Source organism: Deinococcus grandis (assembly GCF_001485435.1).
Lineage (GTDB): Bacteria > Deinococcota > Deinococci > Deinococcales > Deinococcaceae > Deinococcus > Deinococcus grandis.
In genome coordinates this window covers 1548311-1572908 of the sequence record NZ_BCMS01000001.1, presented here as the reverse complement: position 1 = coordinate 1572908, position 24598 = coordinate 1548311, and the positions used below count along the sequence as shown (strand labels likewise).

Genomic DNA, 24598 nt, shown 5'->3' with positions numbered 1-24598 from the left:
GCCCAGCCTACGCCAGCGCCTGCCCGGACGCGCGCGGAGGTGGCGCGCACCAGTTCGCCGCGCCGGTCCGCTACCCTGGGCGGCGTGAATGACGTGCTATCGCGCCTGCGGGGCGCCCTGATCGTGAGTGTGCAGGCGGACGACGGCAGCCCCATGCGGGACACGGGCATCATCGCGGCCATGAGCCGCGCGGCGCTGCTGGGCGGCGCCCGGGGTCTGCGGCTGCGCAGTCCGGAGGACATCCGGGCGGTGCGGGCCCTGACGGACGTGCCGCTGATCGGGCTGACGAAGCAGGCGCAGCCGGGCTCGCCGGTGTACATCACCGCGACGCCGCAGGAGGTGCGCGCGGTGGCCCAGGCGGGGGCAGACGTCGTGGCCTTCGACGGCACGGACCTGCCCCGCCCCTTCCCGGTGGCGGACCTGCTCGCCGAGGCGCACGCCTGCGGGGCGCTGGCAATGGCGGACGTGAGCACGCTGGCGGAGGCGCAGGCGGCGTACGCGGCAGGCGCGGACATCGTGGGCACCACCATGAGCGGGTACACACCCCACAGCCCGCAGCAGACCGGGCCGGACTTCACGCTGATGCGCGCCCTGTCCGGGGCGGGGCTACCGTTCATCGCGGAGGGACGACTGAACACGCCGGAACTGGCCGCGCAGGCGCTGGCGACCGGCGCGCACGCGGTGGTGGTGGGCAGCGCGATCACCCGCCCGGATCACGTGACGCGCTGGTTCGCGCAGGCACTCGGGGTGGCGGGCGACCGGTCAAGCTGACGACCCGGTGATACGGGTTCCGTTTGTTTCGTTGACAACCCGGGACAGCACCGGGTTGTCAACTCCACGCCCGGAACCCGTTTCGCTCCCACTCGCTCCGCTCGGATTGAACGGCTTTACAAGCCATTCAATCGGAGTCCGTATGAGAGGGGCACGCTCAGGTTCTCAGACGGGCCGGGCGGAAAACCGCTACATTCGGCGCACATCCTTCTCAAGTTCCCCCGCCGGAGTCCACCCAGCGCCGCCCGGCGCGCCGCACCCCAGGAGTTCAAGCATGAAATACCGCGCCCTCACCACCCTGATCACCGCCGCGATGCTCGGCGGGGCCGCCCACGCGCAGAAGACCCAGCTGGAATTCTGGACGATCAGCCTCGCGCCGCTGTTCAACGACGAGATGAACCGCCTGGTCGCGCAGTTCGAGAAGGAAAACCCCACCGTGGAACTCAAGTGGGTGGACGTGCCCGCCACCGCCATGGAGCAGAAACTGCTCGCGTCCGTGGCCGCAGGTCGCCCGCCGGCCGCCGTGAACCTCAGCAGCGACATGACCGTGAAACTGGTCCAGCAGGGCGCCATCGAGCAGCTCGACCTGAGCGCCGCGCAGAAGAAACTGTACTTCGCCAGCCCCCTGAACACCTTCACGTACGACGGGAAGGTCATGGGCGTGCCGTGGTACTGGTCGCCGAAGGTCGTGGCGTACAACACCGAGATCTTCCGCAAGGCCGGCCTGGACCCTGCCAACCCGCCCCGCACCATCCAGACGCTGATCGCCGCCGCGAAACAGATCAAGGACAAGACCGGCATGTACGGCTTCATGCCGAACATCAACGGGATCAACATGCTGTACATGTTCCAGGAGGCGGGGCTGCCCATCCTGGACAAGAGCGGCAGCAAGGCCGTGTTCAACAGCGCCGAGCACGTCAAGCTGCTGCAGACGTACGTGGACCTGTACAAGAAGGGCTACATCCCCGAGGACACCATGCGCCGCGGGTTCACGGCCGCCACCGAGCTGTACTCGGCCGGGAAGCTGGGCATGCTGATCACGGGTCCGCAGTTCATCCTGCGCGTGCAGAACGACAACAAGGCGATCTTCGATCAGACGCGCGTGGCGCCGTACCCGATCAACATCGCCGGGAACGTCATCCACACCGGCCTGATGGGCTTCATGGTGCCCAAGGGCGTGCGTGACAAGGCGCTGGCGCAGAAGCTCGCGCTGTTCCTGACGAACGACGTGAACCAGCTGCAGTTCAGCAAGGTCACGAAGACGACGTTCCCCAGCACCGTGAAGGCCAGCGGCGACAAGTTCTTCAAGCAGGGCGGCGCGGACGCCGTCAGCCAGGGCCGCCTCGTGGCGTCCACGGAACTCAAGCGCGCCAAGGACCTGACGCTGGTGTACCCGGACGCCAGCAAGCTGAACAAGGTGTTCAAGGACAACGTCGAGGCGGCGATGGCCGGACAGAAGAGCGCCAAGCAGGCGCTGGACGACATCGTGAAGGCCTGGAACGCCAGCCTGTAATCGAGGTGCAGGGAGCGGGAGGCGGCGCGCGGACTGGTGGCGCCCGCCTCCTTGCCCTTTCGGAGGACACATGAAGCAGCGAATGCTGGGCCTGGGGGCCCTGATGATCAGCCTGAGCCTGGGCGCGGCGGCGACGCCCGTGACCCTCACCCCGGCGGCGGAGGCGCGCGTGCAGACGCCCTTCGCGGCGCTCGTCCCGCAGCCGAAGGCGGCGACCTTCCCGAACGGCACGCTGCCCCTGGGCGGGCTGGGCGTGCGCGTGGTGGGGACGGCGCCGGAGCTGGGCTGGGCCGCGCGGGACCTGCGCGCCGAGTGGAAGACGCGGCTGGGCCTCACGCTGGCCGACGCCCCGACGGGCGGGAAGGGCATCGTGATCGGCACGCTGGCCGACGCCGATCTGGCCGCCCGCGCGAAGGCGGCGGGCCTGACGCCGGGCGGAGCGGAAGCCTACGCGCTGTGGGTGGATGACGGGGGCGCGTTCGTGGTGGGCGCGGACGCGCGCGGCGCGTACCTGGGCGCGCAGACCCTGCGGCAGCTCCTGACGCCCGCCGGGCTGCGCTACGCCCGCATCACCGACGCGTCTGCCCTGCGCCAGCGCGTGGCGATGATCTACCTCGACCAGTACAGCAGGGGCGTGAACGACGCCCTGATCCCCATGCTGGCCGCCCTGAAGTTCAACGCGGTGCTCGTCATGAGCAACTACGTGCAGTGGGACACGGCGAAGGCGGGGGGCTTCGCGCACCCCGGCGGGGCCAGCAAGGCCGAGGCGCGGCGCGTGGCGGACCTGGCCCGCAGCTACGGCCTGGAGGTCATCCCGCTGATCGAGACGCTGTCGCACGCCGGCTGGATGTTCTACGGCGGGAAGAACCTCGACCTGCGGCAGGACCCGGACAGCCAGAATCCCTGGGCGTACGACACGCTGAACCCCGCCACGTACGACCGCGTGATCCTCCCGATCCTGAAGGAGGCCGTGGAGGTCTTCGGGCCGAAGGTCGTTCACCTGGGGCACGACGAGGTGCGTAACCGCGACCGCTTCCCCGCCCGCGAGAACGGCAGGGCCCTGGGGTTCGAGACGCTGTTCGTGAACGATGTCGTGAAGCTGCACGGGTACCTGAAGGGGCTGGGCGTGGACAGCATGATCTGGCACGACACTGCCTTCGCGGACGCCGTGATCGGCACGCTGCCCGCCCGCCTGCCGAAAGATCTTCAGGTGGCCTACTGGAACTACGCGCCGGGGAACAGCTTCTCCATGCTGGGCACCATCCAGAAGCTGGGCTTCCCGACCTTCGGGGCCAGCTGGTCCGACCCGGGCAACGCCGAAGGGCACGCACAGGCCGCCGCGAGTCTCGGCGCGCAGGGCATGATCCAGACCCGCTGGACCGGGTACTTCGGGAACCCCAGCATCTGGGACGGGAACGCCGACCAGGGCACGCCGTTCGTCCGGGCCGCCAGTGCGTTCTGGAATCCGGCCGCGCCGCCCGTGAAGGACGCGGAACTCCGCTACCGCGACCTCTACCAGCCCACCCCGTACCGTGCGGAAGCGGGCGCGACGGTGGACCTCTCCCCTGTCGTGACGCGCGCCCTGGCGGACGACGACGGCAGCGGCTGGATCGGCAAGGGCCGGGACATCGACCTGCGCAACCTGCGGCCCGGCGTGCAGCGCTTAGGCGCGTACCTGTTCGACGTGCGGGGCGCCGTGATGCTGCGCGGCAGCCGCGCCAGCGTCAAGGCCCTGCCCGAGCGCGCCACGGTGGACCTGAACCGCAAGGCCCGCGCCATCGCGTTCCTGCACGCCACCGGCTGGCCCGCCGCCACGAACCGCGAGAAGGTCGGCCAGTACGAGATCGAGTACGCCGACGGCAGCCGGATCACGCAGCCGCTGGAGTACGGGCGGCACATCCGCGCCTGGACCGACACCGCGCCCACCAGCATGATCCCCGCCCCCGGCTGGAACGGCGTGACCGGCGAGGGCCTGAACGTCGCCGTGCCCGTCCTCGAATGGGTGAATCCCAAACCCGATCAGGCTATCCGCTCCGTCACGCTGGTCAGCGCGAGCGGCAACGCCAACCCCGCCCTGCTGGGCCTGACGGTCCTGGGCGACTGACGCTCACCCGTGACGCCCGCGGCCACCGGCCTCACCGGCAGTGATCGCGGGCGCCCTCCTCTGTCAGGGCAGGATGACGTGGCGATCGCTGGATTTCACGCGCGCGCGGTCCTTCCCGCCGTAGGTGTGGCAGCGGGTGAGGACGCTGAACGTCCACGACCCGTCGGGCAGGCGGAAGCGGATGCTGACGTCCACGTCGTCCCGCTGGGCGGTGACGTACCCGTCGACCTGCGTCGCGTCCTGGAATCCGGCGGCCAGGACGGCGTCCCGGATGGCGGCCAGCTGGTCTGCCCGGTCGCCCGGGGGTGAGGTCATGACGCCGCCGCCGCTGTAGCGGGATCCGATGCCGCCCGGGCAGGTGAACCAGCGGGCGTCGGCCTTCAGGTCGGCGCCCTGGACGGCGCGGGCGCTGGCGGTCATGGCGTCGCGCAGGGCGATGTCGGCGGCTGCCTGGGTGATGTCGGCAGAGCGGTCGTCGCGGCCCAGCGAGCAGGCGCCCAGCAGGGTGGCGAGGGTCAGAGCGGCGAGCGTCATGGCGGCCAGGGGCAACGGGCGAGGTCGGGGGACGGTGGTGGAGTTCACGGGGGGCACCTCCTGGTCACGCTGGATTGCCCGAGTGTAGGGCGGGCAGGGCGTGAGGGCGGTGAGGGCCGGGACAAGGCCAAAGGCAACACCCCCTCCGGTCAGGGAGGGGGCGCGGCGCGTTCCGGAGTTTACTTGCGGAAGCTGGGGTTCAGGACTTTCTTGCGCAGGCGGATGCTCTGGGGGGTCAGTTCGACGAGTTCGTCCTCGCTGATGTACTCCAGGGCGTCTTCCAGGCTCATGCGCTTGGGGGGGATCAGGGTCAGGGCCTCGTCGGCGCCGCTGGAGCGGACGTTCGTGAGCTTCTTGTTCTTGCAGACGTTCACGTTCATGTCCTGCTCGCGGGCGTTCTCGCCGACGATCATGCCGACGTACACGTCCTGACCGGCGTCGATGAAGAAGCTGCCGCGGTCCTGGAGTTTCCAGATGGAGTACGCGAACGCGACGCCGTCTTCCATGCTGACCAGCGAGCCGTTCTGGCGGGTCTTGAGTTCACCGGCCCACGGGGCGTACCCGTCGAAGATGTGGCTCATGATGCCTTCGCCCTGGGTCATGCTCAGGAACTGGGTGCGGAAGCCGAACAGGGCGCGGCTGGGGATCTTGAATTCCACGCGGGTGCGGGTGCCCTGGGGTTCCATGTTGACCATCTGGCCCTTGCGGGCGCCGAGGACGCCGATGACGGTGCTGGAGTGGTTCTCGGGCACGTCGATCACGAGGTGCTCGATGGGTTCGTGCTTCTCGCCGTCGATCTCGCGGATGATGACCTGGGGCGCGCCGACCTGCACTTCGTAGCCTTCGCGGCGCATGGTTTCCAGGAGGATCGAGAGGTGCAGTTCGCCGCGGCCGCTGACCTTGAACTCGTCGGGGCGGATTTCCTCGACCTTCAGGGACACGTTGGTCATCACTTCGCGCTTGAGGCGGTCGTTGATGTGGCGGCTGGTGACGTACTTGCCTTCCTTGCCGGCAAACGGGCTGGTGTTCGGCTGGAAGATCATGCTCACGGTGGGTTCGTCCACGGTGATGATGGGCAGCGCCTCGGGGTCGGCGAGGTCGGCGACGGTCTCGCCGATCTGCGCGTCCTCGATGCCCGCCAGGGCGACGATGTCACCGGCGCCGACCTGGTCGATCTCGATGCGGCGCAGGCCCATGTGGGTGAAGGGCTGCACGACCCTCGTCTTGGTCATGGTGCCGTCTTTGTGCATCAGCTGGACGAACTCGCCCTTCTTGACGACGCCGCGGTTGACGCGGCCCAGCACGATCCGGCCCAGGTACTCGTTGTAGTCGAGGTTCGTGACGAGCATCTGGAAGGGGGCTTCCAGGTCGACCTTGGGCGCGGGGATGTGCTCGAGGACCATGTCGAACAGTTCGTGCATGTCCTCTTTGGGCTCGTTCAGGTCCTTGAATGCCTTGCCTTCGCGGGCGATGGCGTACAGGATCGGGAAGTCCAGCTGGTCGTCGTTCGCGCCGAGTTCGGCCATCAGGTCGAAGGTGAGGTTCACGACCTCTTCGGGGCGGGCGTCGTTGCGGTCAATCTTGTTGATGACCACGATGGGCTTGAGGCCCAGTTCGATGGCCTTGCGCAGCACGAAGCGGGTCTGGGGCATGGGGCCTTCGGCGGCGTCCACGAGCACCAGGCAGCCGTCGACCATGCCGAGGACGCGCTCGACTTCCCCGCCGAAGTCGGCGTGGCCGGGGGTGTCGACGATGTTGATCTTCACGCCGTTGTACTCGACGGCGGTGTTTTTCGCGAGGATGGTGATGCCACGTTCGCGTTCGAGGTCGTTGCTGTCCATGGCGCGTTCGGCGATTTCCTCACCGTGGCCGAGTTTCAGGGTCTGCTTGAGCAGGCCGTCGACGAGCGTGGTCTTGCCGTGGTCGACGTGGGCGATGATGGCGATGTTGCGGTATTCCATGTAGTTCAGCTCCCTTGTTGTCGGAGCGGTTGGCCCTCTGCGCCTGTGCGCGCGCCGGCGGCCTTCTGCTCTCGTAGGCATGAAAAAGCCCGCCGCACGTCGCGTGGGCGGGACACCCAAACGTAGATTCTAGCAGATCAGGGGGCGCGCGGGGCGGATGGACCGCCGGGCGGGTCCTGGGGGCTGTCCCTGTCGGGGGTGACGTCGGCGGCCAGCGCAGCCTCGAGGTCCAGTTCGCCCTCTTCCAGCTGCCGTTCGAGTTCGGCCTCCTGCACCTCGGCGCGGGCCCTGCGGACGGCCTCGCGGGCTTCCTCTTCCCGGTCGAGCTGGTCCTCGACGACGCCGCTGATCAGGGCCATGGCGACCGCGTCGGGGATGTCCGGGGCTTCACGCAGGTAGAAGTGCTGGTAGATGGCCTTGATGACGATCAGGAACGGGACGGTCAGGAACGCGCCGACCAGCCCGAACACGCCACCGAACAGCACGACGCCCACGATGACGCTCAGGGGATGCAGGTTCCCGGCGCCGCCGACGAGCAGGGGGCTCAGGGCGAAGCCGCTGACCTGCTGGAACACCAGCACGAACACCGCGACCCACACGGCCTTCTGCGGGTCGTCCGCGAGGGTGAACAGGATCGGCGGGATGGTCGCGACGATGGGGCCGATGGTGGGGACCAGTTCGCCCAGCGCGGCGAGCAGGCCGAACACCAGCCAGTTCTGCACGCCCAGCAGGTAGAAGCCCAGTGCGGTGCAGGAGCCGGTGACGAGCATCACGAGGAGGGTGGCGCGGCCCCACGCGCCGGTCTGCTTGAGGATCTGCGCCAGGGCGTACGTGGCGGCCAGCCGGCGTTTGGGCGGCACGGCGCCCAGCACGCCGTTCACGAGTGGCACGGGGTTCCCGAGGACGTACACGACCATGACCAGGGTGACCAGCCCGGTGAACACGCCGCCCAGGATCAGGCTCAGGACGCTGGGGAGCATCTCGGCCGCGCGGCTGCCCAGTTTGCTCAGCTGCGACTGGGCGCGGTCGAAGATGTCGGCGGGGAGCATGGCGTCCAGCTGTGGGTGGGCGCGCAGCCAGGCGTTCAGTTTCGGCTCGATGCGGCTGAGGTTGACGCTGCTGCCGCCGATGCTGCCGAGCTGCGCGGCGATGGGCGGCACGGCCAGGAACAGGGCCACGCCGATCACCGCGACGACCAGCAGGACGGTCAGGGTGCCGGCGGCGGCGCGCGGCATCCAGCGTTCCAGCCGCCGCGCGACCGGGTTCAGGGCCGTGGCGACGATGATGGCGAGTGTGATCGCCAGCAGGCTGGGGGCGACCTGACTGAAGAAGCTGAGGCTCAGCAGGATGGCGATCACGCCCACTGCGACGGGAAGCAGATTCGCCACGAAGATACCGGCGGGCGGGCGGGGTGGGCGGGTCACGGCCCGCTCCGGGCCGCGTGGCATGTGCAGTTCATGAGAATGCCAGTGTAGGGCGATGGCCTGCGGCGCGTCAGCCGCGTCTCACCGGAGGCGCTTGAGCGTCCCTTTACTCTCCGCGTCCCCCCACGGGCCCACTGCGTAGCGTGCAGTTCATGAGTGACTTCCTGCATGTCCTGAGCACCCCGCAGGGCTGGGTCGCGATATTGAGCCTCACGCTGCTGGAACTCGTGCTGGGCATCGACAACATCGTGTTCATCACGCTGCTCGCCTCGCGGTTGCCGCAGGCGCAGCAGGCGCTGGCCCGCACGGTCGGACTGGGGCTGGCCGTCGTGACGCGGGTGGCGCTGCTGGCGGGCATCGCGTGGCTCACGCGCCTGCAGGCGCCCCTGTTCAGCCTGCTGGGGCAGGACTTCAGTGTCCGCGATCTGATCCTGATCGGCGGCGGGCTGTTCCTGATGGTCAAGAGCGTCCGGGAGCTGTCCCGCATGGCGGCCGATCCGCTGGGCAGCGGCGAGGCGCAGGTGGGGCAGGTGTCGCTGCTGAGCGTGATCCTGCAGATTCCGCTGATCGACATCGTGTTCAGCCTGGACAGCGTGATCACGGCCATCGGCGTGAGCGGCGACGTGCCGGTCATGATCACGGCGGTGGTGATCGCCATGATCGTCATGGTGGCCGCCAGCGGCCCGATCAGCCGCTACCTGGACACCCACCCGCCGCTGAAGCTGCTCGCGGCGGCGTTCCTGCTGCTGGTCGGCACGAATCTGGTCGCGGAGGCCTTCGAGGTGGGCGTCCCCAGCGCGTACCTGTACTTCACGATGCTGTTCGCCGGGGTGGTGATGCTGTTCACAGTCCGCGCGGCCCGCACGGTCCGCTCGCAGGCCGTGGACCGCGCCGTGCAGGAAGCGCTCCTGGCGCGCAAGGACGAGGCGGCGACTGCAGAGCCCCGCCAGGACCGCTGACCGGTGCGCCGGGTCTTTCAAAGAGGTGCAGGCCCTTCACGACCTGTGCTCCGGGATTCCGGTGAGCCCACATCGCTCATAACCGCTCAGTGGCCCCCTCACCGCTGCTCAGCAGGGCAGCCGTGCGAGTCCCACGAGGGCAGAGGGTAGCGCGGGCACCTGAGCAGCACAGAGGGTTCCACGTTCACCCCGGGGCCGACAGCACGCCCCGGGGCTTCACGGCCAACCGCTCTCAGTCCTCGCCGGGCGTGTCGTCGTGGTGGGCGGTCACGTTGATGGTCGGGTGGCGTTTCTCGAACTTCACGGTCAGCACTCCGCCGCTCAGGCTGGCCTGACCGGACTGGGGCACGACCGGTTCGGGGAAGGTGAAGGTGCGGCGGAAGGTGCCGCTGGGCCGCTCGGCGTGCAGCAGGCGGGTCACCTCGGGCCGCTGTCCGGCGACGGTGACGGTGTCTCCCTCCTCGAGGAGTTCCAGTGAATCGGGTTGCACGCCGGGGACGTCCAGGTGCAGTTCCAGGTGGGTGTCGCCGTCGCACCAGTCGGCGGCGGGGGTCCACGGGCCGACGCCCGCGAGGGACTCGACCTCCTCGCGCAGCGTCATGAGGTGGTGCAGGCGCGCCAGCACGGGTTCGTTCATGCGGCCCAGGCTAGCACCGAGCGGCGCGGCCACACTGTGCATTCCCGCCCGCGCGGCTATCATCGGGCGCGTGCAAGGCCCGCAGACCGTTCCGATCCTGACCGCCCCGACCGCCGCCGGGAAGTCCGCCCTGGCGCTGGAGGCGGCGCTGGCGTGCGGCGCGGAGATCGTCAGCGCAGACGCGTTCACGGTGTACCGGGGTCTGGATATCGGCACGGCGAAGCCCGGCGCGCAGGATCTGGCGCGCGTGCCGCATCACCTGATCGACGTGGCGGACGTGACCGGGACGTTCGACGTGGCGCGTTTCGTGACGCTGGCCGAGGCGGCCATCCGGGACGTGCTGGCTCGCGGGCGGACGCCGCTGGTGGTGGGTGGCACCGGCTTCTACCTGCAGGGCCTGATGCAGGGGCTGCCGCTGACCCCGCCCAGCGACCCGCACGTGCGCGCGCAGGTCGAGGCGGACCTGGCGTCGCGGGGCCTGGACGCACTGCTGGCCGACATCGCCGCGACGGACCCGGCCGAGGCGGCCCGCATGGAACGCAACCCGCGCCGGGTGGTGCGGGCCGTGGAGGTGCACCGCCGGACTGGGCGGTACCCGGGGTCGTTCGGGCGCAGCGAGCCCGCCTTCCGGTACGCGCCGCTGGCCTTCACGCGCCCCCCGGCAGAACTGGAGGCCCGCATGCACGCCCGCGTGCTGGAGATGTTCGCGCGTGGCTGGGCGCCGGAGGCCGCGTGGCTGGCCGCGCAGGTGGACCCGGACGCACTGCCCAGGCCGACGGTGTGGCAGGCCCTCGGGTACCGCGAGGCGCTGGCGGTCGCACGCGGGACCCTGGGCGCAGAGGACGCCGCGGCGCAGGTGACGCTCGCCACGCGGCAGTACGCCCGGCGGCAGCTGACGTTCGTGCGGACGCAGCTGCGCGCCCCTGTATTAAGTGCCGGTGAAGTCGATGCGGCCCTGCGGGAGGCTCTGGGCCGCTAGGGTGACGCCTCCGCAGGTCATGCTGGCGGGCTGTGCAGCCCACCCCGGCGAGCGCAGCCGGTCCGGTATTGTGACAGTCACCCGCAGCGTCCGCCCACGTCCACCGCCATCACTGGAGGGAGCACACATGAAACCACGCGTTCTGGGAATGATCCTCGCGGGCGGGCAGGGCAGCCGCCTGGCCCCGCTGACGCAGAAGCGCAGCAAACCGGCCGTGCCGTTCGGCAGCAAGTACCGCATCATCGACTTCGCGATCAACAACTTCATCAACAGCGGCGTGTTCTCCATCTACGTGCTCACGCAGTACAAGGCGCAGAGCCTCACCGAGCACATCCAGCGCGGCTGGCGGTTCGGGACGTTCCTCAGCGACTACTTCATCACGCTGGTCCCGGCGCAGATGTACCGCATCGAGGAACTCGGGCCCGTGTGGTACCGCGGGACCGCCGACGCGGTGTACCAGAACATGCACCTCATCGACAACTACGAGGCCGACTACGTCGCGATCTTCAGCGGCGACCACATCTACAAGATGAACGTCGAGCACATGCTGCAAAAGCACATCGAGACCCGCGCGGACGTCACCATCGCCGCGTACCCCATGCCGCAGGCGCAGGCGCACCAGTTCGGCGTGATGCACGTCGATCAGAACTGGCGCGTCACGGACTTCCTGGAGAAACCCAAGAACCCGCCCAGCATCCCCGGGCAGGAGGGCGTGAGCCTGACCAGCATGGGGAACTACATCTTCTCGCGCCGCGCGCTGGAGGAACTGCTGGAGACGAACATGGGCGGCGGCGAGGCCGGGTTCGACTTCGGCGGGGACGTCATTCCCCGCGCCCTGAGCGACGGGTACAACGTCATGGCGTACGACTTCCACCGCAACCCCATCCCCGGTCAGGCCGGTCCGAACACCTACTGGCGGGACGTCGGCACGCTCGACGCGTACTTCGACGCCAGCATGGACCTCGTGAGCGTCAACCCGGAGTTCGACATCTACAACCCGCAGTGGCCGCTGCGGACCAGCAGCGAGTTCTCCCCACCCGCGAAGTTCGTGCACGAGAGTGACGGCCGCAAGGGGCAGGCGTTCAACACGATCATGGCGGGGGGCGCGATCATCAGCGGCGGCACCGTCCGCGACAGCCTGCTGGGGCGCGGCGTGCGCACCCACTCGTACTCGCTGGTCGAGAGCTGCGTGCTGTTCGACGACGTCGAGGTCGGCCGTCACGCGCACATCCGCAACTGCATCGTGGACAAGAACGTGATCATCCCGCCCGGCACGAAGATCGGCCTGGACCCCGAGGAGGACCGCGCGCGGGGCTTCAGCCTCACCGACAACGGCGTGGTCGTCGTCCCGAAAGGCTTCACGTTCTGACCTGACGGCACGGATATGCAGGGGCGCCGCCATGCTGCCGGCGCCCCTGTTTCAGCTGCCGGACCGTCCCCGCCCGGCGAGAGCCCACCGGGACAGACGGCTGTCAGGCTGGTCACGCTACACTCCGCCGCGTGTCCCCTCGCCCGTCTGTCCGACTTGCCCGCGTGGCTGCCCTGGGCGCCCTGCTCGGTCCCGCCGGGGCCGTCACCCTGAGTGTGCGCGACGCGCCGCTGCTGCCCGGCCCGCCCGCCCTGACCGAGGCCCGCTGGGACGCCGCCGGGGGCGCGCACCTGTGCCTGGGCGAGCGGCTGGTGCACCTGGGGGCCGCCGACCTGAGCAGCGTGGCGAGCACCTGGCTGGGCGGGCCCTGCCGCGCCGTGAGCGTCACGCCGGACGCCACGCTGGCCGCCGCGCTCGTCGGGGACCGCGTGGTTCTCGTGAACGTGGCGCAGCGGCGCGTGACCGGCACCCTGACCGTCACCGGCCTGAGCGGCGCGGGATTCGGGTCGGGCGGTGAGCTGCTCGTGGGGTCCGGGGCGGGTCTGGAACGGGTCAACCCGGCGGACCTGTCGCGGCAGGTGCTCGACCCGGCGCCCGTGGCGGCGCTGACGGTCGCGGCGGACGGCAGTCGCGCGCTGGTCGTGCGGGGCAGCCGCGCGCAACTGCTCGACACGCGCACCCTGCGGGTCCTGAGCGGCACGAGCTGCGACGACACCTGCGCGCCGGGCCGCGCGGTGTTCAGCGCCGACGGGCGCAGCGTGACCGTACCGCTGGCGCGCACGCTGATCGCGCTGCGAGACGGCCTGCCCGCGACGACCGTGCTGCGCGCCAGCGACCCCGAGACGACCGGGGCGTACAGCGGCCTGCCGCTGCGGAACAACACGGTGCTCATCCTGCGGGACGGGGAGACGCAGGTGCGGGACGTGCAGACCGGACACCGGGAACGCCGCGTGGACCAGAGCGGCCTGGGCGCCACGCCCGCCAGCCTCTCGCCGCGTGAACAGGTGCTGAGTGTCAGTAGCGGCCCCGGTGGCGCGGCCCTGAGCGCCGGGACGCCCGACCAGCCGACCGCGCGGACCCTGCTGCGCCTGCCCGGCGCGGTGCGGGCCGGGGCGGTCCTCGCGGACGGTTCGGTGGCGACCGTGGGCCGCGACGACACGCTGCGGGCCGGACCGCGCGCCACGCCCGCGCTGGACGTGCAGGGCGTGGGGCGCTTCACGTTCGCCCTGACGGGCAGCGGCGCGGCGGAACTGCGCGGCGGGACGCTCGTGCCGCTGGCCGGGCAGCGGGGCGCGACCGCCCTGAGCGTGAACCACTGGGGCAACCACGTGGCCAGCTGGAACGCGCAGGGCCTGAGCGTCACCGCGCAGAAGACCGGGAGGGTCATCTTCAGCGCGCCGGTCGCGGGTCTGTCCCGCGTGACCGTCTCGCCGGACGCCACGCGCGCCTACCTGTTCCCCGCGCGGGGCGAGGCGCGCGTCATGCTGCTCGCCAACCGCAAGACCTTCGCGTTGCCGGTCACGCCGGGCGCCGCGTACCGCGACGTGCAGATCAGCGGGAAGGGCGTGTTCGCATACCTGCGGGCCGACGGCCGCACCGACCTGTACGCGCCGGGGCAGCGGCAGCCGCTGGCGACCCTGCCCGGCGGCGCGCCCGCGCGCTTCAGCCCGGACAGCACGCTGCTGGCCGCCGCGACGCCCACGCCGTCCGGGTGGGTGGTGGCGCTGCATGATCCGGCCAGCGGGCGGGAATTGACCCGCAGCGTCCCGCTGGACGGCGCGCCTGCGTTCGTGGCGTGGGGGGCGGACAGCCGCACCCTGCTGGTCGGCGCGGGACCGCTGAGCGGGCTGGGCAGCGTGCTCACGTTCACTGTGACGCCCTGACCGGCAGCTCAGCCTCTGCCTTCACCGTGACCCGCCGGGAGTGGAGGCGGGGGCCGCGCCGCCCTGGATGAGAGGGTGCTCAGGGCACCTGAACCTTCCGGGCGTGGCAGCCGGTACACTTGGGCCGTTTATGGAGTCACTCCGCGCACTTGCTGCACAGCTGGGGATCGCCGACCTGACCGGGCGGGGATTCCTGAGCGTTCTGATCACCTTCGTCAGCGCCGGGGTGTTCACCTGGTTCTTCATTCCGCGCCTGCGGGACTTCGCCATTCAGGTCGGGTGGGCCGACCAGCCCAACGAACGCCGCCTGAACAAGGAACCCCTGCCCAACGCCGGGGGGCTGGCCATCTACGCCGGGTTCATCGTGAGCATCATCCTGGCGTGGGCGCTGCGGCCCATCGCGGTGGACATCGTCAACATTCAGGTGCTGGCGATCCTGCTCGGGGCGTCCATGCTGGTGCTGGTCGGCTTCATCGACGACCAGTACGGCCTGTCCCCCGTCACGCGGCTGCTGGTGCAGACCCTCGCGGCGATCCTGCTGCTCGTCAACGACCTGCGCATCGACCTGAACAGCATTCCCTTCATTCCGGCGCTGCCGGACATGATCAACCAGCCGCTCAGTACGGTCGTCACGATCCTGTGGGTGGTGGCCCTGACGAACGCCGTGAACCTCCTGGACGGCGTGGACGGCGTGGTGGGCGGCGTGGCGTTCGTGGCGAGTTTCGTGCTGCTCGCCACCGCCGCGCAGTTCCCGGACCGCGCCGCGGCCGTCGTGCTGCTCGCCGGGCTGTCCGGCGCGGCGCTGGGGTACCTGCGGCACAACTTCAACCCCAGCCGCATCATCATGGGCGACGCGGGCAGCACCCTCTTCGGGTACACGCTGGCCGCCGTGAGTCTGCTGGGCACCCTGAAGTTCAGCGCGGGCGCCAGCCTGATCGTGCCGCTGATCGTGCTGGCGCTGCCGCTGCTGGACACCACGCAGGTCGTGATCGGGCGGCTGGCGCGCGGCATCCGCAACCCGCTGCGGCACCCGGACAAGACCCACATCCACCACCGGGTGCTGGCGCGGACCAGCAGCGCGCGGCGCACCGCCGTGATCCTGTGGCTGGTGGCGCTGGCGTGCGGCACGGTCGGTATGAGCCTGCAGGGCCTGCGCTTCCAAGCGATTGTCGGCACGATCGTGAGCGCCGCGCTGTGCCTGATCTTCGTCGCGTACCGCCGCGTGCGCGCCCGCAACCTTGAACTCGCCCAGACCGGGCAGGGAGACGACGAATGAAGAACATTGTGCTCGCCTTCGGGACCCGTCCCGAGGCCACCAAGATGGCGCCCGTCTACCGGGCCGTGGAGGCCCAAGCGGGCCTGAAAGCGCTGATCCTCTCGACCGGGCAGCAGCGGCAGATGCTCGACGGGGCGCTGAACGTGTTCGGCCTGACCCCCGACCGGGACCTGAACGTCATGACCGACCGGCAGACCCTCGCGGACCTGACGGCGCGGATCGTGCCGCAGGCCGGGCGGACCCTGCGCGAGATGGGCGCGGACATGGTTCTCGTGCACGGGGACACCAGCACGAGTTTATGCGTGGCCCTGAGTGCCTTCTACGAGGGCATCCCGGTCGGGCACGTCGAGGCGGGCCTGCGCAGCGGCAGCCTCCGTGAACCCTTCCCCGAGGAAGCCAACCGCCGCCTGACCGGCGTGCTCAGCACCCTGGACTTCGCGCCCACCCCGGGCAGCAAGGCGAACCTGCTGCGCGAGGGCAAGGCCCCTGACGGCATCGTCGTGACCGGGCAGACCGCCGTGGACGCCGTGCGTGAGGTGGCGGGCCGCGTCCCGCTGCGCGCCGCGTGGCAGGCCCGCGTGGACGCCGGGCAGCCGCTCGTGACGGTCACCATGCACCGCCGCGAGAACCAGCCCATGATGCGCGAGATGGCCCAGGCCCTCGCCCGCGTGGCGCAGGCGCACCCGGACCATCACTTCATCTACCCGGTGCACCTGTCGCCCGCCGTGCAGGAGGCGGTGCGCCCGGCACTGGAGGGCCTGGCGAACTTCGAACTGACCGATCCGCTGGATTACAGCGACATGGCGCCCCTGATGGCCGCGTCCCGCCTGCTGGCCACCGACAGTGGCGGCCTGCAGGAGGAAGGCGCGGCGCTGGGCGTGCCCGTGGCGGTACTGCGCAATGTCACCGAGCGGCCCGAGGGGGTCGAGGCGGGCGTCCTGCGGCTCGCGGGGAACGACCCGGCGCAGCTGGAAGCCACCCTGCTGGACCTGCTGGGCAGTGACCCCACCCTCGCCGCGATGCGCGCCGCCCGCAACCCCTACGGGGACGGTCAGGCCGCGCAGCGGATCGCGCAGGCCATCGCGTGGCACTTCGGCCTCGCGGAGCGCCCGGCCGACTGGACCTGACCCGCCCGCAACGTCACAGACAGAGGGGGGCCGCGCACCGTGCAGCGCGGCCCCCCTCTTCGCTTCGACTGTCTCACAGCGGTCGTCAGGTGTACCAAGGGATTCGCAGCGCACCTGAAACGAGCGGACTCATACGGATTCCGTTTGTTTCGTTAACAGATCGGAAAATCACCGATCTGCCAACTCCACGCCCGGAACCCGTTTGTCTCCTACTCGCTCCGCTCGGGTTGAAAGTTTTTGCAAACCTTTCAACCGGAGTCCTTATCACAGAGCTGCGGAGCAGAGCGAGAAGCCGTCACCACCCAATGGTGTGGCGTTGAAGGGCCAACCGCACGCCCCTCAACGCCACGTTCAACCGCTGTCAGCGCGAGACGAGGTTGATCAGCAGGGCCAGCAGCATGAAGAAGCCCCCGAGGACGCTGGTGATCCGCACCAGACCGCCCTCCACGCCGCGCCCGCCGAGCAGCGAGCCGCCGGAGGCCATGCTGGCCGACAGGCCCGCCTGCTTGGGCACCTGCAGCAGCACGAAGAAGATCATGCCCACGCAGACGAGGGCGAACAGCACGATGAACAGGGTCAGAATCATGGGAACCTCAGGGAACGCGGCGCGCCGGCCGGTCGGTGATCAGGACTGGGAGAAGCGGGTGGGGCCAGGCGGGACCGGGCCGTTCGCGCAGCATTCTAGCGCAGCGGCGTCCCGCCGGGCACCCCCGGGTCCCGCGGCGGGGGCCAACCGCCCGGTCATGGACTGGCGCAGGTCGCGCCGGGCGCACGCGTGTTACCCTCGGGCGCGATGACCTTCGCGCAGGCTGTGACCGACCGCACCCGAGCCCTCCAGACCCGCCTGTGCGTGGGTCTGGACCCCCGCCTGGACGCCTACCGGGACGCCGCGCACCTGCGCGAACACACCCTGGACGTGCTGGAGGCGACCGCGCCGTACGCCGCGTGCGTGAAGCCGCAGCTGGCGTTCTACGAGGCGCTGGGCCTGGACGGACTGCGCATCCTGGAGGAGGTGTGCGCGGCGGCCCGCACGCTGGGCCTCCCGGTGCTGCTGGACGCCAAACGTGGCGACATCGGCAGCACGGCGCAGGCGTACGCGCAGGGCTGGCTGACCGGTCGGCACGCGGGCGCGGCGCTGACCGTGAACCCGTTCCTGGGCTTCGAGACCCTCACGCCGTTCGTGGACACCGCCCGCGCGAACGGCGGCGCGGTGTTCGTCCTCGTGAAGACCAGCAACCCCGGTCAGGCGGACCTGCAAGGGGGCGGCATCAGCGAACGCGTCGCGGACGAGATCAACCGCCTGAACGCCCAGGAAGACGCCGAGTACGCCAGCGTCGGCGCGGTCGTGGGTGCCACGCACCCCGGCGACCTGGCCGCGTTCCGCGCCCGCATGCCCCGCGCGCTGCTGCTCCTGCCCGGTCTGGGCGCGCAGGGCGCGACCGCCGCGCAACTCGCGCCCGCCTTCGACCCCGGCGGGACCGGCGCGCTCGCCAGTGCCAGCCGGGGCGTGCAGTACGCCAGCGACCTGGACATCCGCGCCAGCGTGGACGCCGCGCGGGACTTCCGGAACGCACTGAACAGCGTGTTGAGTTGACAGTCGACAGGTGATGGTTGAGAGAGGGAAAACTCCATCGACCATCAACTTTCAACCATCAACCGAGCGCAGCGAGCAGCCGTTCGATATCGTCCAGCGTCGTGTAGTGCGCGATGCTGGCCCGCACGACGCCCTGCGGGTACAGGCCCAGGTCCTTGAGGGGCTGCGCGGCGTAGAAGTGCCCGGCGGCCACGTCCACCCCGGCGGCGGTCAGGCGCAGCGCGGTCTGCTCGGGGGTCTCCCCGGCCACGCGGAACGCGACGGTGCCCACGCGACCCTGCGTGCCCTGCGGGCCGTACACGGTCACGAGGTCATGCGCGAGCAGGCCCCCCACCAGCCGGGCCATGACCGGCGCCTCCAGCTCGTGAATGCGCCCAGAGGCGGCCTCCAGCGCCGCGCGAGTCAGCTCGGGGTGCCCGCCCAGGTCCCGCAGGTAGTCCAGGGTGCCCAGCCACCCGGCCAGCAGCTCGAACTGCGGCGTGCCATGCTCGATCCCGGTGATGTCGCCCTGCGGCACGAACTCCAGCTTCGGCCAGGGCAGCGTGGCGCGCAGCTCGGGGCGCAGCCACATGGCGCCCAGGTGCGGCGCCCAGACCTTGTACGGGCTGAACGTCACGAAATCCGCACCCCAGCCCTGCACGTCCGGGAAGGCGTGCGGCGCGGCGTGCACGGCGTCCACGATGCTCCACGCGCCCGCCGCGCGCACCTGCGCCGTGATCGCCGGAATGTCCGACGTGACGCCCAGCGCATTGCTGGCCGCCGTGACCGCCACCAGCCGCGTCCTGGGGGACAGCAGCGCCGCCAGATCGTCCGGGTGCAGCGTCATGTCCGGCTGGCGGGCGTGCCACACCCGCACGGTCACGCCCTGCCGCTCCAGTTCCCGCCAGGGGCTGGCGTTGCTCTCGTGCTCCAGCCCGCTCAGGATCACCTCGTCGCCCTCACCCCACAGACGGGCGAACGCCGCCGCGAGCCGGAAGGTCAGCGCGGTGGCGCTCTGGGCCAGGGCCACGTCCTCCGGCTGCGCGTTCATGAACAGCGCCGTCGCCTCACGCGCCCGGACCTTCAGGGCCAGGATCTCCGCCCCGGGCCGGTGCCCCGGCATGGCATTCGTCGCGCCGTAGCGAGTCAGGTGCTCCGTCACCGCCTGAATCGCGCGGTTGGGAATCAGGCCCCCGGCGGCATTGTCGAGGTACGCGCGACCCGACTGGAGTTGCGGAAACTGGGCACGCAGGTCAGCCTGCGACGGCACGGCAACAGTGGTCATGCGCCGAGTGTAGGCCGGGAAGGGATGCGGAGCACGAGAAGCGGGACGCGGTTCGGAACCGTAGGACGTGATCCTCTCCTCAGCAGAAAAACGGCGTGAGGAGCTTCAACCCCACTCCGGACAGCCCTAGCGCACCGCCCAGCGTCAGCCAGAACTGCCGTTCAGGACGGCGGATGGCGGCCATGCTGACGGCCCCCACCGCCAGGGCGAGACACAGACCGGCCCGAACCTCAAACCTCCGGATCACAACGGCGCATGCAGCCGCATCCTCGAACCAGAACACGGAGATCAGGAGGACGAAGGTCAGCAGGCCGAGCGCGAGGGCATGCACAGGACGGAGCGTCACGCCCGGCATCCTCGCATGTCCACGTCCCTCATCGTCCCTCGGGTACGCCTCCACGTCCCATCTGCCCAGATTTCACGCTCGTTTGATCGTCCTTTGGTGTGATGCGGGCCTCATGGGTGTCGCCTATCCTGCTGTCATGTTGCGGTTTCCGTCTGTTCCGCCGGAGGGCGCGTGAGTTTCGTGCGGAAGCCCCGGCCGTACTCGTCGGGTCTGCCGTCCGCTCCGCGTGCGCCGCGCGTGCCGAAGGAGAAGGCAAGTCGTCCACAGCGTCCGCGTGGGCCGCGTTCGTCGTGGGCGGGCGCGGTGACGGCCCTGGCGGGGCTGGGCGCCCTGCTGGTGCTGGTGGTGGGCCTGTCGGGCCTGTGGAACGCCGTGGCGCGGGACTGGCAGTTCCGGTCGGCGGCGGCGGGCGTGCTGGACGTGGTGCGCTGAGTGACGCGGCAGTTCAGAAAGACGGTGCTGGGCTGGTGGAACCGCTGGCCGCGTTCGCCGTTCGTGCGGCGGCCCGAACCGTGGACGTTGCGGCGGGCGCTGCGGGCGGCGGCGGCGGGCGTGGGCCTGCTGACGCTGGGCCTGCTGGGGCTGGGCGTGGCGGGCGCGTTGAGTACCGGGGCGCTGGGTCGGGTGTGGAACCTGCGGTCGGAACTGCTGCCCATCGAGGTGCAGGACCGGCGGGGCGCGCCACTGGGCGTGATCGATCACTGCCGTGAGGGGAACGCGGTGAACGCGGTGCCGTGCCGGGAGTCGCTGAGCGTGCCGCTGACGGGTGTCAGTGAGGCGTTCCTGCTGGCGTACGTGGCGAAGGAGGACGTGCGCTTCTTCTCGCATTCGGGCGTGGATCTGGGGCGCCTGCCGCGCTCGGTGCTCAGTGGTGCGGGCGGCAGCACGATCACGATGCAGCTGCTGAAGAACAGCGTGCTGGCCGGGCATTTCGATTACGACACGGACCGGCGCGGCCCGCTGCTGACAGTGGCGCGCAAGGCGACGGAGTTCGTGCTGGCGCCGCTGGTGACGTGGCGGTACGGGCGGCGGGAGGTGCTGGCCATGAGCGTGAACAGCCTCCCGTGGATCGGGATCGGGCAGCGCAAGGGCGTGTACGACGCGTCGCGGGCGGTGTTCGGGGTGGAACCGGCGGATCTGTCGCTGGCGCAGAGTGCGTTCCTGGTGGGGTTGCTGCCCGCGCCGGGGCGGTATCTGGTGCAGGAGGACACGCCGCCGGAGACGGCCACGGCGCGTTTCCGCTGGATGCGCTCGCAGCAGCTGGTGACGCTGAACATCCTGCGGTCGCACGGGCTGGTGTCGGACGGGGCGTACGCGCAGGCAGTGGCGACGCCGGTGCAGCCGAGGTTGTGGCGGGTGGAGTACGCGGGGGCGGGTGCGGACCTGCGGGTGGTGTCGGCGGCCCGCAACCCGGATTACGCGCAGGAGCCGGAGCCGGTGTGGGCCATGCAGGAGCTCGTGCGGCGCGAGCTGCGGCGGGCGGGCGTGGACCCGAAGCGGGTGGGGCGAGTGGTGCTGACCATCGACGCACAGGCGCAGGCGGCCCTGACGCAGCGGGTGCAGGGTGAGGGCGCGACCGGCCCCCGCGCCGCGGGTGTCGCCGAGGGTGCGGCGGTCGTGGATGTGCGGGGCGGGGGGATCGTGGCGCTGGCGAGCAGCACGGGCGGCAGCCTGAGCAGCGATCCGGGGCGGCAGTGGGCGGCGTCGGCACTGCGGCCGGTGGCGAGTACCGTGAAGCCTCTGCTGTACGCGCTGGCGTTCGGGGACGGCGTGACGCAGCTGAGTGCCTTCCGGGACGAGGCGACGGGGTACGCGGGTCAGGCGATCCTGAACAACTCGGGCGGGTTCCTGAACCGCGCGGTGACGGTGCGCGAGGCGAACGCCCGCAGCCTGAACACCGTCGCGGTGCAGGTGGGCACGCCCCGCGAGAAGGCGCTGCGGCGCACGCTGGACGCGCTGGGGTACCGGGCGGACGCGGGGAACACGTCGAGCGTGTCGCTGGGCACGTACCGCGCCGCGCCGCTGGACGTCGCCGCCGCGTACGCGTCGTTCGCGAATGGTGGGACGCGCTGCGAGCCGCACCTGCTGGCCGAGGTGTATGACCGCGCCGGGCGGCCCCTGTCCCTGCCGCGCCCGGACTGCGCGCCGCTGTGGGACGAGGTGGTCGCCTACGAGACGTTCGACCTGCTGACCGGCGCGGTGTCGTCGAACGCGGGGCACGTGAAGTTCCTGCGGCCCACCGCGTGGCAGCGCCTGTCCGGCCGGGCCATGCCGCTGGGCGCGAAGTCCGGCACGACCGACGACGTGAACGACACGTGGTGCGCCGCCGTGACGCCGCAGTACGCGATGGCCGTGTGGATCGGCGACCCGGACGGGCGGCAGAGTGTGCCCGTGAACCTCTACCGCGATCAGGCGGCCTGCCGTGAGGTCGGGCTGCTGCGCGACCTGCCGCACGACCGCACGAGCGTCCCGGTGCCGCCGGGCATCACGACCGTGGGTGGGGTGGCGGTGCCGCTGCCGGGCCTGAACCCCCGCAACCCTTCGCCGCCCGCGCCCTGACCCCCTCTTCCCCCCTTCCAGACTTCCGAGGTGACCATGCCCTTCCCAATGATCGTTCCCGCACTCCTGTCCACGCTGCTGCCCGCGCCGATGAGCGCCTCGACCCTGCTGGGGCTGTCCACGCCGCCGCTGCACCTGACGGTCGCGGTGGACATGACCGGCAGCAGCAAGAACCCGGCGTTCAGGTACGCGGATCAGGCGCGGCTGCTCTCGCAGAGCGTCCTGCTGAACCAGCTGCGCTCCGGGGACACCGTCACGCTGCTGCGCATCTGCGACGGCGTGCAGACTGTCGCGGACTTCAGGTTCCAGTCGAAGAACGGCGCGCGCCTCCCGAAGGCGGACATCCTGCGCTACACGGCGGCCCTCACGAAGCCCTGCACCGGGCGGGGCAGCGCGATCACGGCGGGTGTGCAGCAGGCCGTGAAGCGGGCCGCTCAGTCGAAGGGCGTGGGGGACGTGACGGTGCTGTTCACGGACGGCGCGCTGCTGGACGACCCGAAACGCGCGTCGCTGGGCGCGGCGGTGAAGGGCTTCCTGGGCGCGAAGGACACCCGGCTGCTGTTCGTCGCGGGCCTGAGCCCCGAGGCGGGCGCGGGCGGCGTGTCCGTCCGGGACTCGTTCGTGAAGGCGCTGGGCGGCAGTTCCGCCGACAAGCGGGTGCTGCTGGCGGGCGCGTACGACCTGTCGAACGTGTACCCGACCTTCGCGGCGCAGGTGAAGGCGGCCCGGCGATGAGCGAGCGTACGCCGGACAGCCCGGTGGACACCGAGGTGCGCCCCCTGTCGCGCGTGACCCTCAGCGGGCCGGACCTGAGCACCGTGAACCTCGAATTCGAGGACGGCGCGCGGGAGCGGCGCGGGGACACGCAGCAGGTGATCGTGCCGCCCTTCCCCGAGGAGCCGCCCGTCGAGGCGGAAGTGGCGCCTGTCATTCCCCCCGCCGAAGAGCCGTTCGACCCGGCGCGCTACGAGGCGGCCCTGCCCGTCCCCGATCCGCTGGCGGCCGAGGCGTTCATGCCGGTGCTGACGCCCGCGCACTTCGGGGAACTGCTGGGCGACCTGAGCGGGGAACTGCAGCTCGTGCGGGACGAGGCGGCGCGGGCGGCGCTGACGTCACGCTCGCGGCTGCTGCGGCTGAACGTGGAGCAGTACCGCGTGAACTTCGAGCTGGCCCGCACGACCCTGAACCGCGTGCTGGCCGAGACGGGCGTGGGCGTGCGGACGTCCTGGGCGCGGCAGCAGGAGCACCTGAACTTCATGAACGCGGCGAGCAGCGGCGTGGAACGCGCGTACGAGCAGGCGACCGAGGCGATCGAGCAGGCCCGCGCGGCGCGCTTCGAGGCGCTGGCGCAGGCGGGCGTGCGGCCCGACACGGTCACCGCCGAGGATTTCTACACGCAGCAGGCGCTCTCTCAGCTGGCGGCCGAGGGGCACGCGGTGCGCCCGCCCGAGCAGAAGAGCGGCAGCAAGCGGGTGTTCAATGCGTTCGCGGTGTTCAGCAAGTTCTTCGTGGGCCTGATCAGCGGCGTGAGCATCAACCTGCTGTTCAACCCGGAGTCGCGGTTGTACCTGACGCTGATCGCGCTGACGGCGGGCGTGATGTTCAGCGTGCTGCTGCTGTGGCTGGTGGATGAACTGTCGTACCGCGCGAAGCTGGCGGCCAGCACGCCGGGCATGAGCCGCCCCGCGAATTACGTGTGGGGGATCGTGGCGGTGACGCTGCTGTACCTGGTCGTGGAGGGGTTCCTGAACTGGGACGGCATCCTGCGGACCACGCAGGAGATCGCCGCGAACGCCGCGCAGCAGGGCCAGCTGACGGACCTGAGTGCCGCGCCGGACGGGCCGGTCACGCCGGAGCACTGGTCGCTGCTGGTGTTCACGCTGGCGCTGGTGGGCATGGCGGCGGGCGCCGCGCTGATTCAGGGCCGCGAGCGGGCGCGCGGGGTGCTGGAGCGCGAGCGGCTCACGGCGCGCGTCTCGGCGTTGAAGGCGGGCGGGACGTGGCACGAGGTGGCCCGCGCGACCGATCTGGTCACGTACCTGGAGGCGGCGCGCGACCGGCTGGCCCCGCCGCGTGACGTGACGAGTCCGGATCACGCGCGCCTGAACGAGCGGGTGCTGAGTCACTGGGAGTCCGAGCGGGACGGTCAGGTGCAGGCGGTGACGGGGGCGCTGGTGCGCGAGGCGCGGGCGCTGCACGAGACGCTGGAGGAGTTCGCGGCGCAGGTGCAGGCGGCGCGCTTCCCGCAGCGCCGGGCCGGGTGGCGCGGTCTGCTGGGCTGAACGGCAGCGGCAGCAG

General features: G+C 70.7%; 21 protein-coding genes. 14 read left to right on the top strand and 7 right to left on the bottom strand.

What is annotated here, in order from left to right:
• Window positions 1-84: 84 nt before the first annotated feature.
• The 3 genes from DEIGR_RS07770 (at window position 85) to DEIGR_RS07760 (ending at window position 4388) form a co-directional block, all read left to right on the top strand.
• Window positions 85-771, top strand: a complete 687-nt coding sequence (locus tag DEIGR_RS07770) for an N-acetylmannosamine-6-phosphate 2-epimerase (RefSeq protein WP_058976452.1) — start codon at window positions 85-87, stop codon at window positions 769-771.
• 274 nt (window positions 772-1045) lie between these two features.
• On the top strand, window positions 1046-2284 hold the full coding sequence (locus tag DEIGR_RS07765) for an ABC transporter substrate-binding protein (RefSeq protein ID WP_058976451.1): 1239 nt from the start codon (window positions 1046-1048) through the stop codon (window positions 2282-2284).
• 70 nt (window positions 2285-2354) lie between these two features.
• A complete protein-coding gene (locus DEIGR_RS07760) occupies window positions 2355-4388 on the top strand; it encodes a beta-N-acetylhexosaminidase (protein ID WP_058976450.1) in 2034 nt (677 codons plus the stop codon).
• 63 nt (window positions 4389-4451) lie between these two features.
• Here DEIGR_RS07760 and DEIGR_RS07755 read toward each other — a convergent pair whose 3' ends face one another.
• The 3 genes from DEIGR_RS07755 to DEIGR_RS07745 all read right to left on the bottom strand — a co-directional run bounded on the left by DEIGR_RS07755 (window position 4452) and on the right by DEIGR_RS07745 (window position 8307).
• Window positions 4452-4970: a hypothetical protein gene (locus DEIGR_RS07755; RefSeq protein ID WP_153013674.1), complete on the bottom strand. Its 519-nt coding sequence runs from the start codon at window positions 4968-4970 to the stop codon at window positions 4452-4454.
• Between the two features lie 131 nt (window positions 4971-5101).
• Window positions 5102-6883, bottom strand: a complete 1782-nt coding sequence (gene typA / locus DEIGR_RS07750; RefSeq protein WP_058976448.1) for a translational GTPase TypA — start codon at window positions 6881-6883, stop codon at window positions 5102-5104.
• Window positions 6884-7020: 137 nt separating this feature from the next.
• Window positions 7021-8307, bottom strand: a complete 1287-nt coding sequence (locus DEIGR_RS07745; RefSeq protein WP_236704691.1) for an AI-2E family transporter — start codon at window positions 8305-8307, stop codon at window positions 7021-7023.
• 152 nt (window positions 8308-8459) lie between these two features.
• Between DEIGR_RS07745 and DEIGR_RS07740 the strand changes: the two genes are divergently transcribed.
• The gene (locus DEIGR_RS07740) at window positions 8460-9266 is read left to right on the top strand and encodes a TerC family protein (protein WP_058978599.1); all 807 of its coding nucleotides are present in this window, start codon (window positions 8460-8462) and stop codon (window positions 9264-9266) included.
• A gap of 232 nt (window positions 9267-9498) precedes the next feature.
• Here the strand turns inward: DEIGR_RS07740 and DEIGR_RS07735 are convergent, their stop codons facing one another.
• Window positions 9499-9903 (bottom strand): Hsp20/alpha crystallin family protein, encoded by a 405-nt coding sequence (locus DEIGR_RS07735; protein WP_058976447.1) that lies wholly within the window; start codon window positions 9901-9903, stop codon window positions 9499-9501.
• A 70-nt stretch (window positions 9904-9973) separates the two neighbouring features.
• Here DEIGR_RS07735 and miaA point away from each other — a divergent pair, with 70 nt between their 5' ends.
• The 5 genes from miaA to wecB all read left to right on the top strand — a co-directional run bounded on the left by miaA (window position 9974) and on the right by wecB (window position 16537).
• Window positions 9974-10882, top strand: coding sequence for a tRNA (adenosine(37)-N6)-dimethylallyltransferase MiaA (gene miaA, locus DEIGR_RS07730; RefSeq protein ID WP_058976446.1), 909 nt, complete (start codon window positions 9974-9976; stop codon window positions 10880-10882).
• A gap of 127 nt (window positions 10883-11009) precedes the next feature.
• Entirely contained in the window at window positions 11010-12251 is a 1242-nt protein-coding gene (glgC, locus tag DEIGR_RS07725; RefSeq protein WP_058976445.1) for a glucose-1-phosphate adenylyltransferase, read from the top strand.
• A 131-nt stretch (window positions 12252-12382) separates the two neighbouring features.
• Entirely contained in the window at window positions 12383-14134 is a 1752-nt protein-coding gene (locus tag DEIGR_RS07720; protein WP_153013673.1) for a WD40 repeat domain-containing protein, read from the top strand.
• 130 nt (window positions 14135-14264) lie between these two features.
• Entirely contained in the window at window positions 14265-15410 is a 1146-nt protein-coding gene (locus DEIGR_RS07715) for an MraY family glycosyltransferase (RefSeq protein ID WP_058976443.1), read from the top strand.
• On the top strand, window positions 15407-16537 hold the full coding sequence (gene wecB, locus DEIGR_RS07710) for a non-hydrolyzing UDP-N-acetylglucosamine 2-epimerase (protein ID WP_058976442.1): 1131 nt from the start codon (window positions 15407-15409) through the stop codon (window positions 16535-16537). Before DEIGR_RS07715 ends, wecB begins: the two co-directional genes overlap by 4 nt.
• A 361-nt stretch (window positions 16538-16898) precedes the next feature.
• Here the strand turns inward: wecB and secG are convergent, their stop codons facing one another.
• Window positions 16899-17123 (bottom strand): preprotein translocase subunit SecG, encoded by a 225-nt coding sequence (secG, locus tag DEIGR_RS07705; RefSeq protein WP_058976441.1) that lies wholly within the window; start codon window positions 17121-17123, stop codon window positions 16899-16901.
• A gap of 207 nt (window positions 17124-17330) precedes the next feature.
• Here secG and pyrF point away from each other — a divergent pair, with 207 nt between their 5' ends.
• The gene (gene pyrF / locus DEIGR_RS07700; RefSeq protein WP_058976440.1) at window positions 17331-18131 is read left to right on the top strand and encodes an orotidine-5'-phosphate decarboxylase; all 801 of its coding nucleotides are present in this window, start codon (window positions 17331-17333) and stop codon (window positions 18129-18131) included.
• Window positions 18132-18189: 58 nt separating this feature from the next.
• Here pyrF and DEIGR_RS07695 read toward each other — a convergent pair whose 3' ends face one another.
• Complete coding sequence (locus DEIGR_RS07695; protein ID WP_058976439.1) at window positions 18190-19395, bottom strand: cysteine desulfurase-like protein; 1206 nt, start codon at window positions 19393-19395, stop codon at window positions 18190-18192.
• 79 nt (window positions 19396-19474) lie between these two features.
• The gene (locus DEIGR_RS07690) at window positions 19475-19726 is read right to left on the bottom strand and encodes a hypothetical protein (protein WP_058976438.1); all 252 of its coding nucleotides are present in this window, start codon (window positions 19724-19726) and stop codon (window positions 19475-19477) included.
• 186 nt (window positions 19727-19912) lie between these two features.
• Here DEIGR_RS07690 and DEIGR_RS07685 point away from each other — a divergent pair, with 186 nt between their 5' ends.
• Genes DEIGR_RS07685 through DEIGR_RS07670 form a run of 4 tightly spaced genes read left to right on the top strand, consistent with a single transcriptional unit; the run spans window position 19913 to window position 24582 of the window.
• Window positions 19913-20173: a hypothetical protein gene (locus DEIGR_RS07685; protein ID WP_058976437.1), complete on the top strand. Its 261-nt coding sequence runs from the start codon at window positions 19913-19915 to the stop codon at window positions 20171-20173.
• Window positions 20174-22300 carry a transglycosylase domain-containing protein gene (locus DEIGR_RS07680; protein ID WP_236704690.1) on the top strand — a complete coding sequence of 709 codons (2127 nt, stop codon included), beginning with the start codon at window positions 20174-20176 and terminating at the stop codon, window positions 22298-22300.
• Between the two features lie 36 nt (window positions 22301-22336).
• The gene (locus DEIGR_RS07675) at window positions 22337-23035 is read left to right on the top strand and encodes a vWA domain-containing protein (protein ID WP_058978597.1); all 699 of its coding nucleotides are present in this window, start codon (window positions 22337-22339) and stop codon (window positions 23033-23035) included.
• Window positions 23032-24582: a hypothetical protein gene (locus tag DEIGR_RS07670; protein ID WP_236704689.1), complete on the top strand. Its 1551-nt coding sequence runs from the start codon at window positions 23032-23034 to the stop codon at window positions 24580-24582. The genes DEIGR_RS07675 and DEIGR_RS07670 overlap by 4 nt, the downstream gene beginning before the upstream one ends.
• Window positions 24583-24598 lie beyond the last annotated feature (16 nt).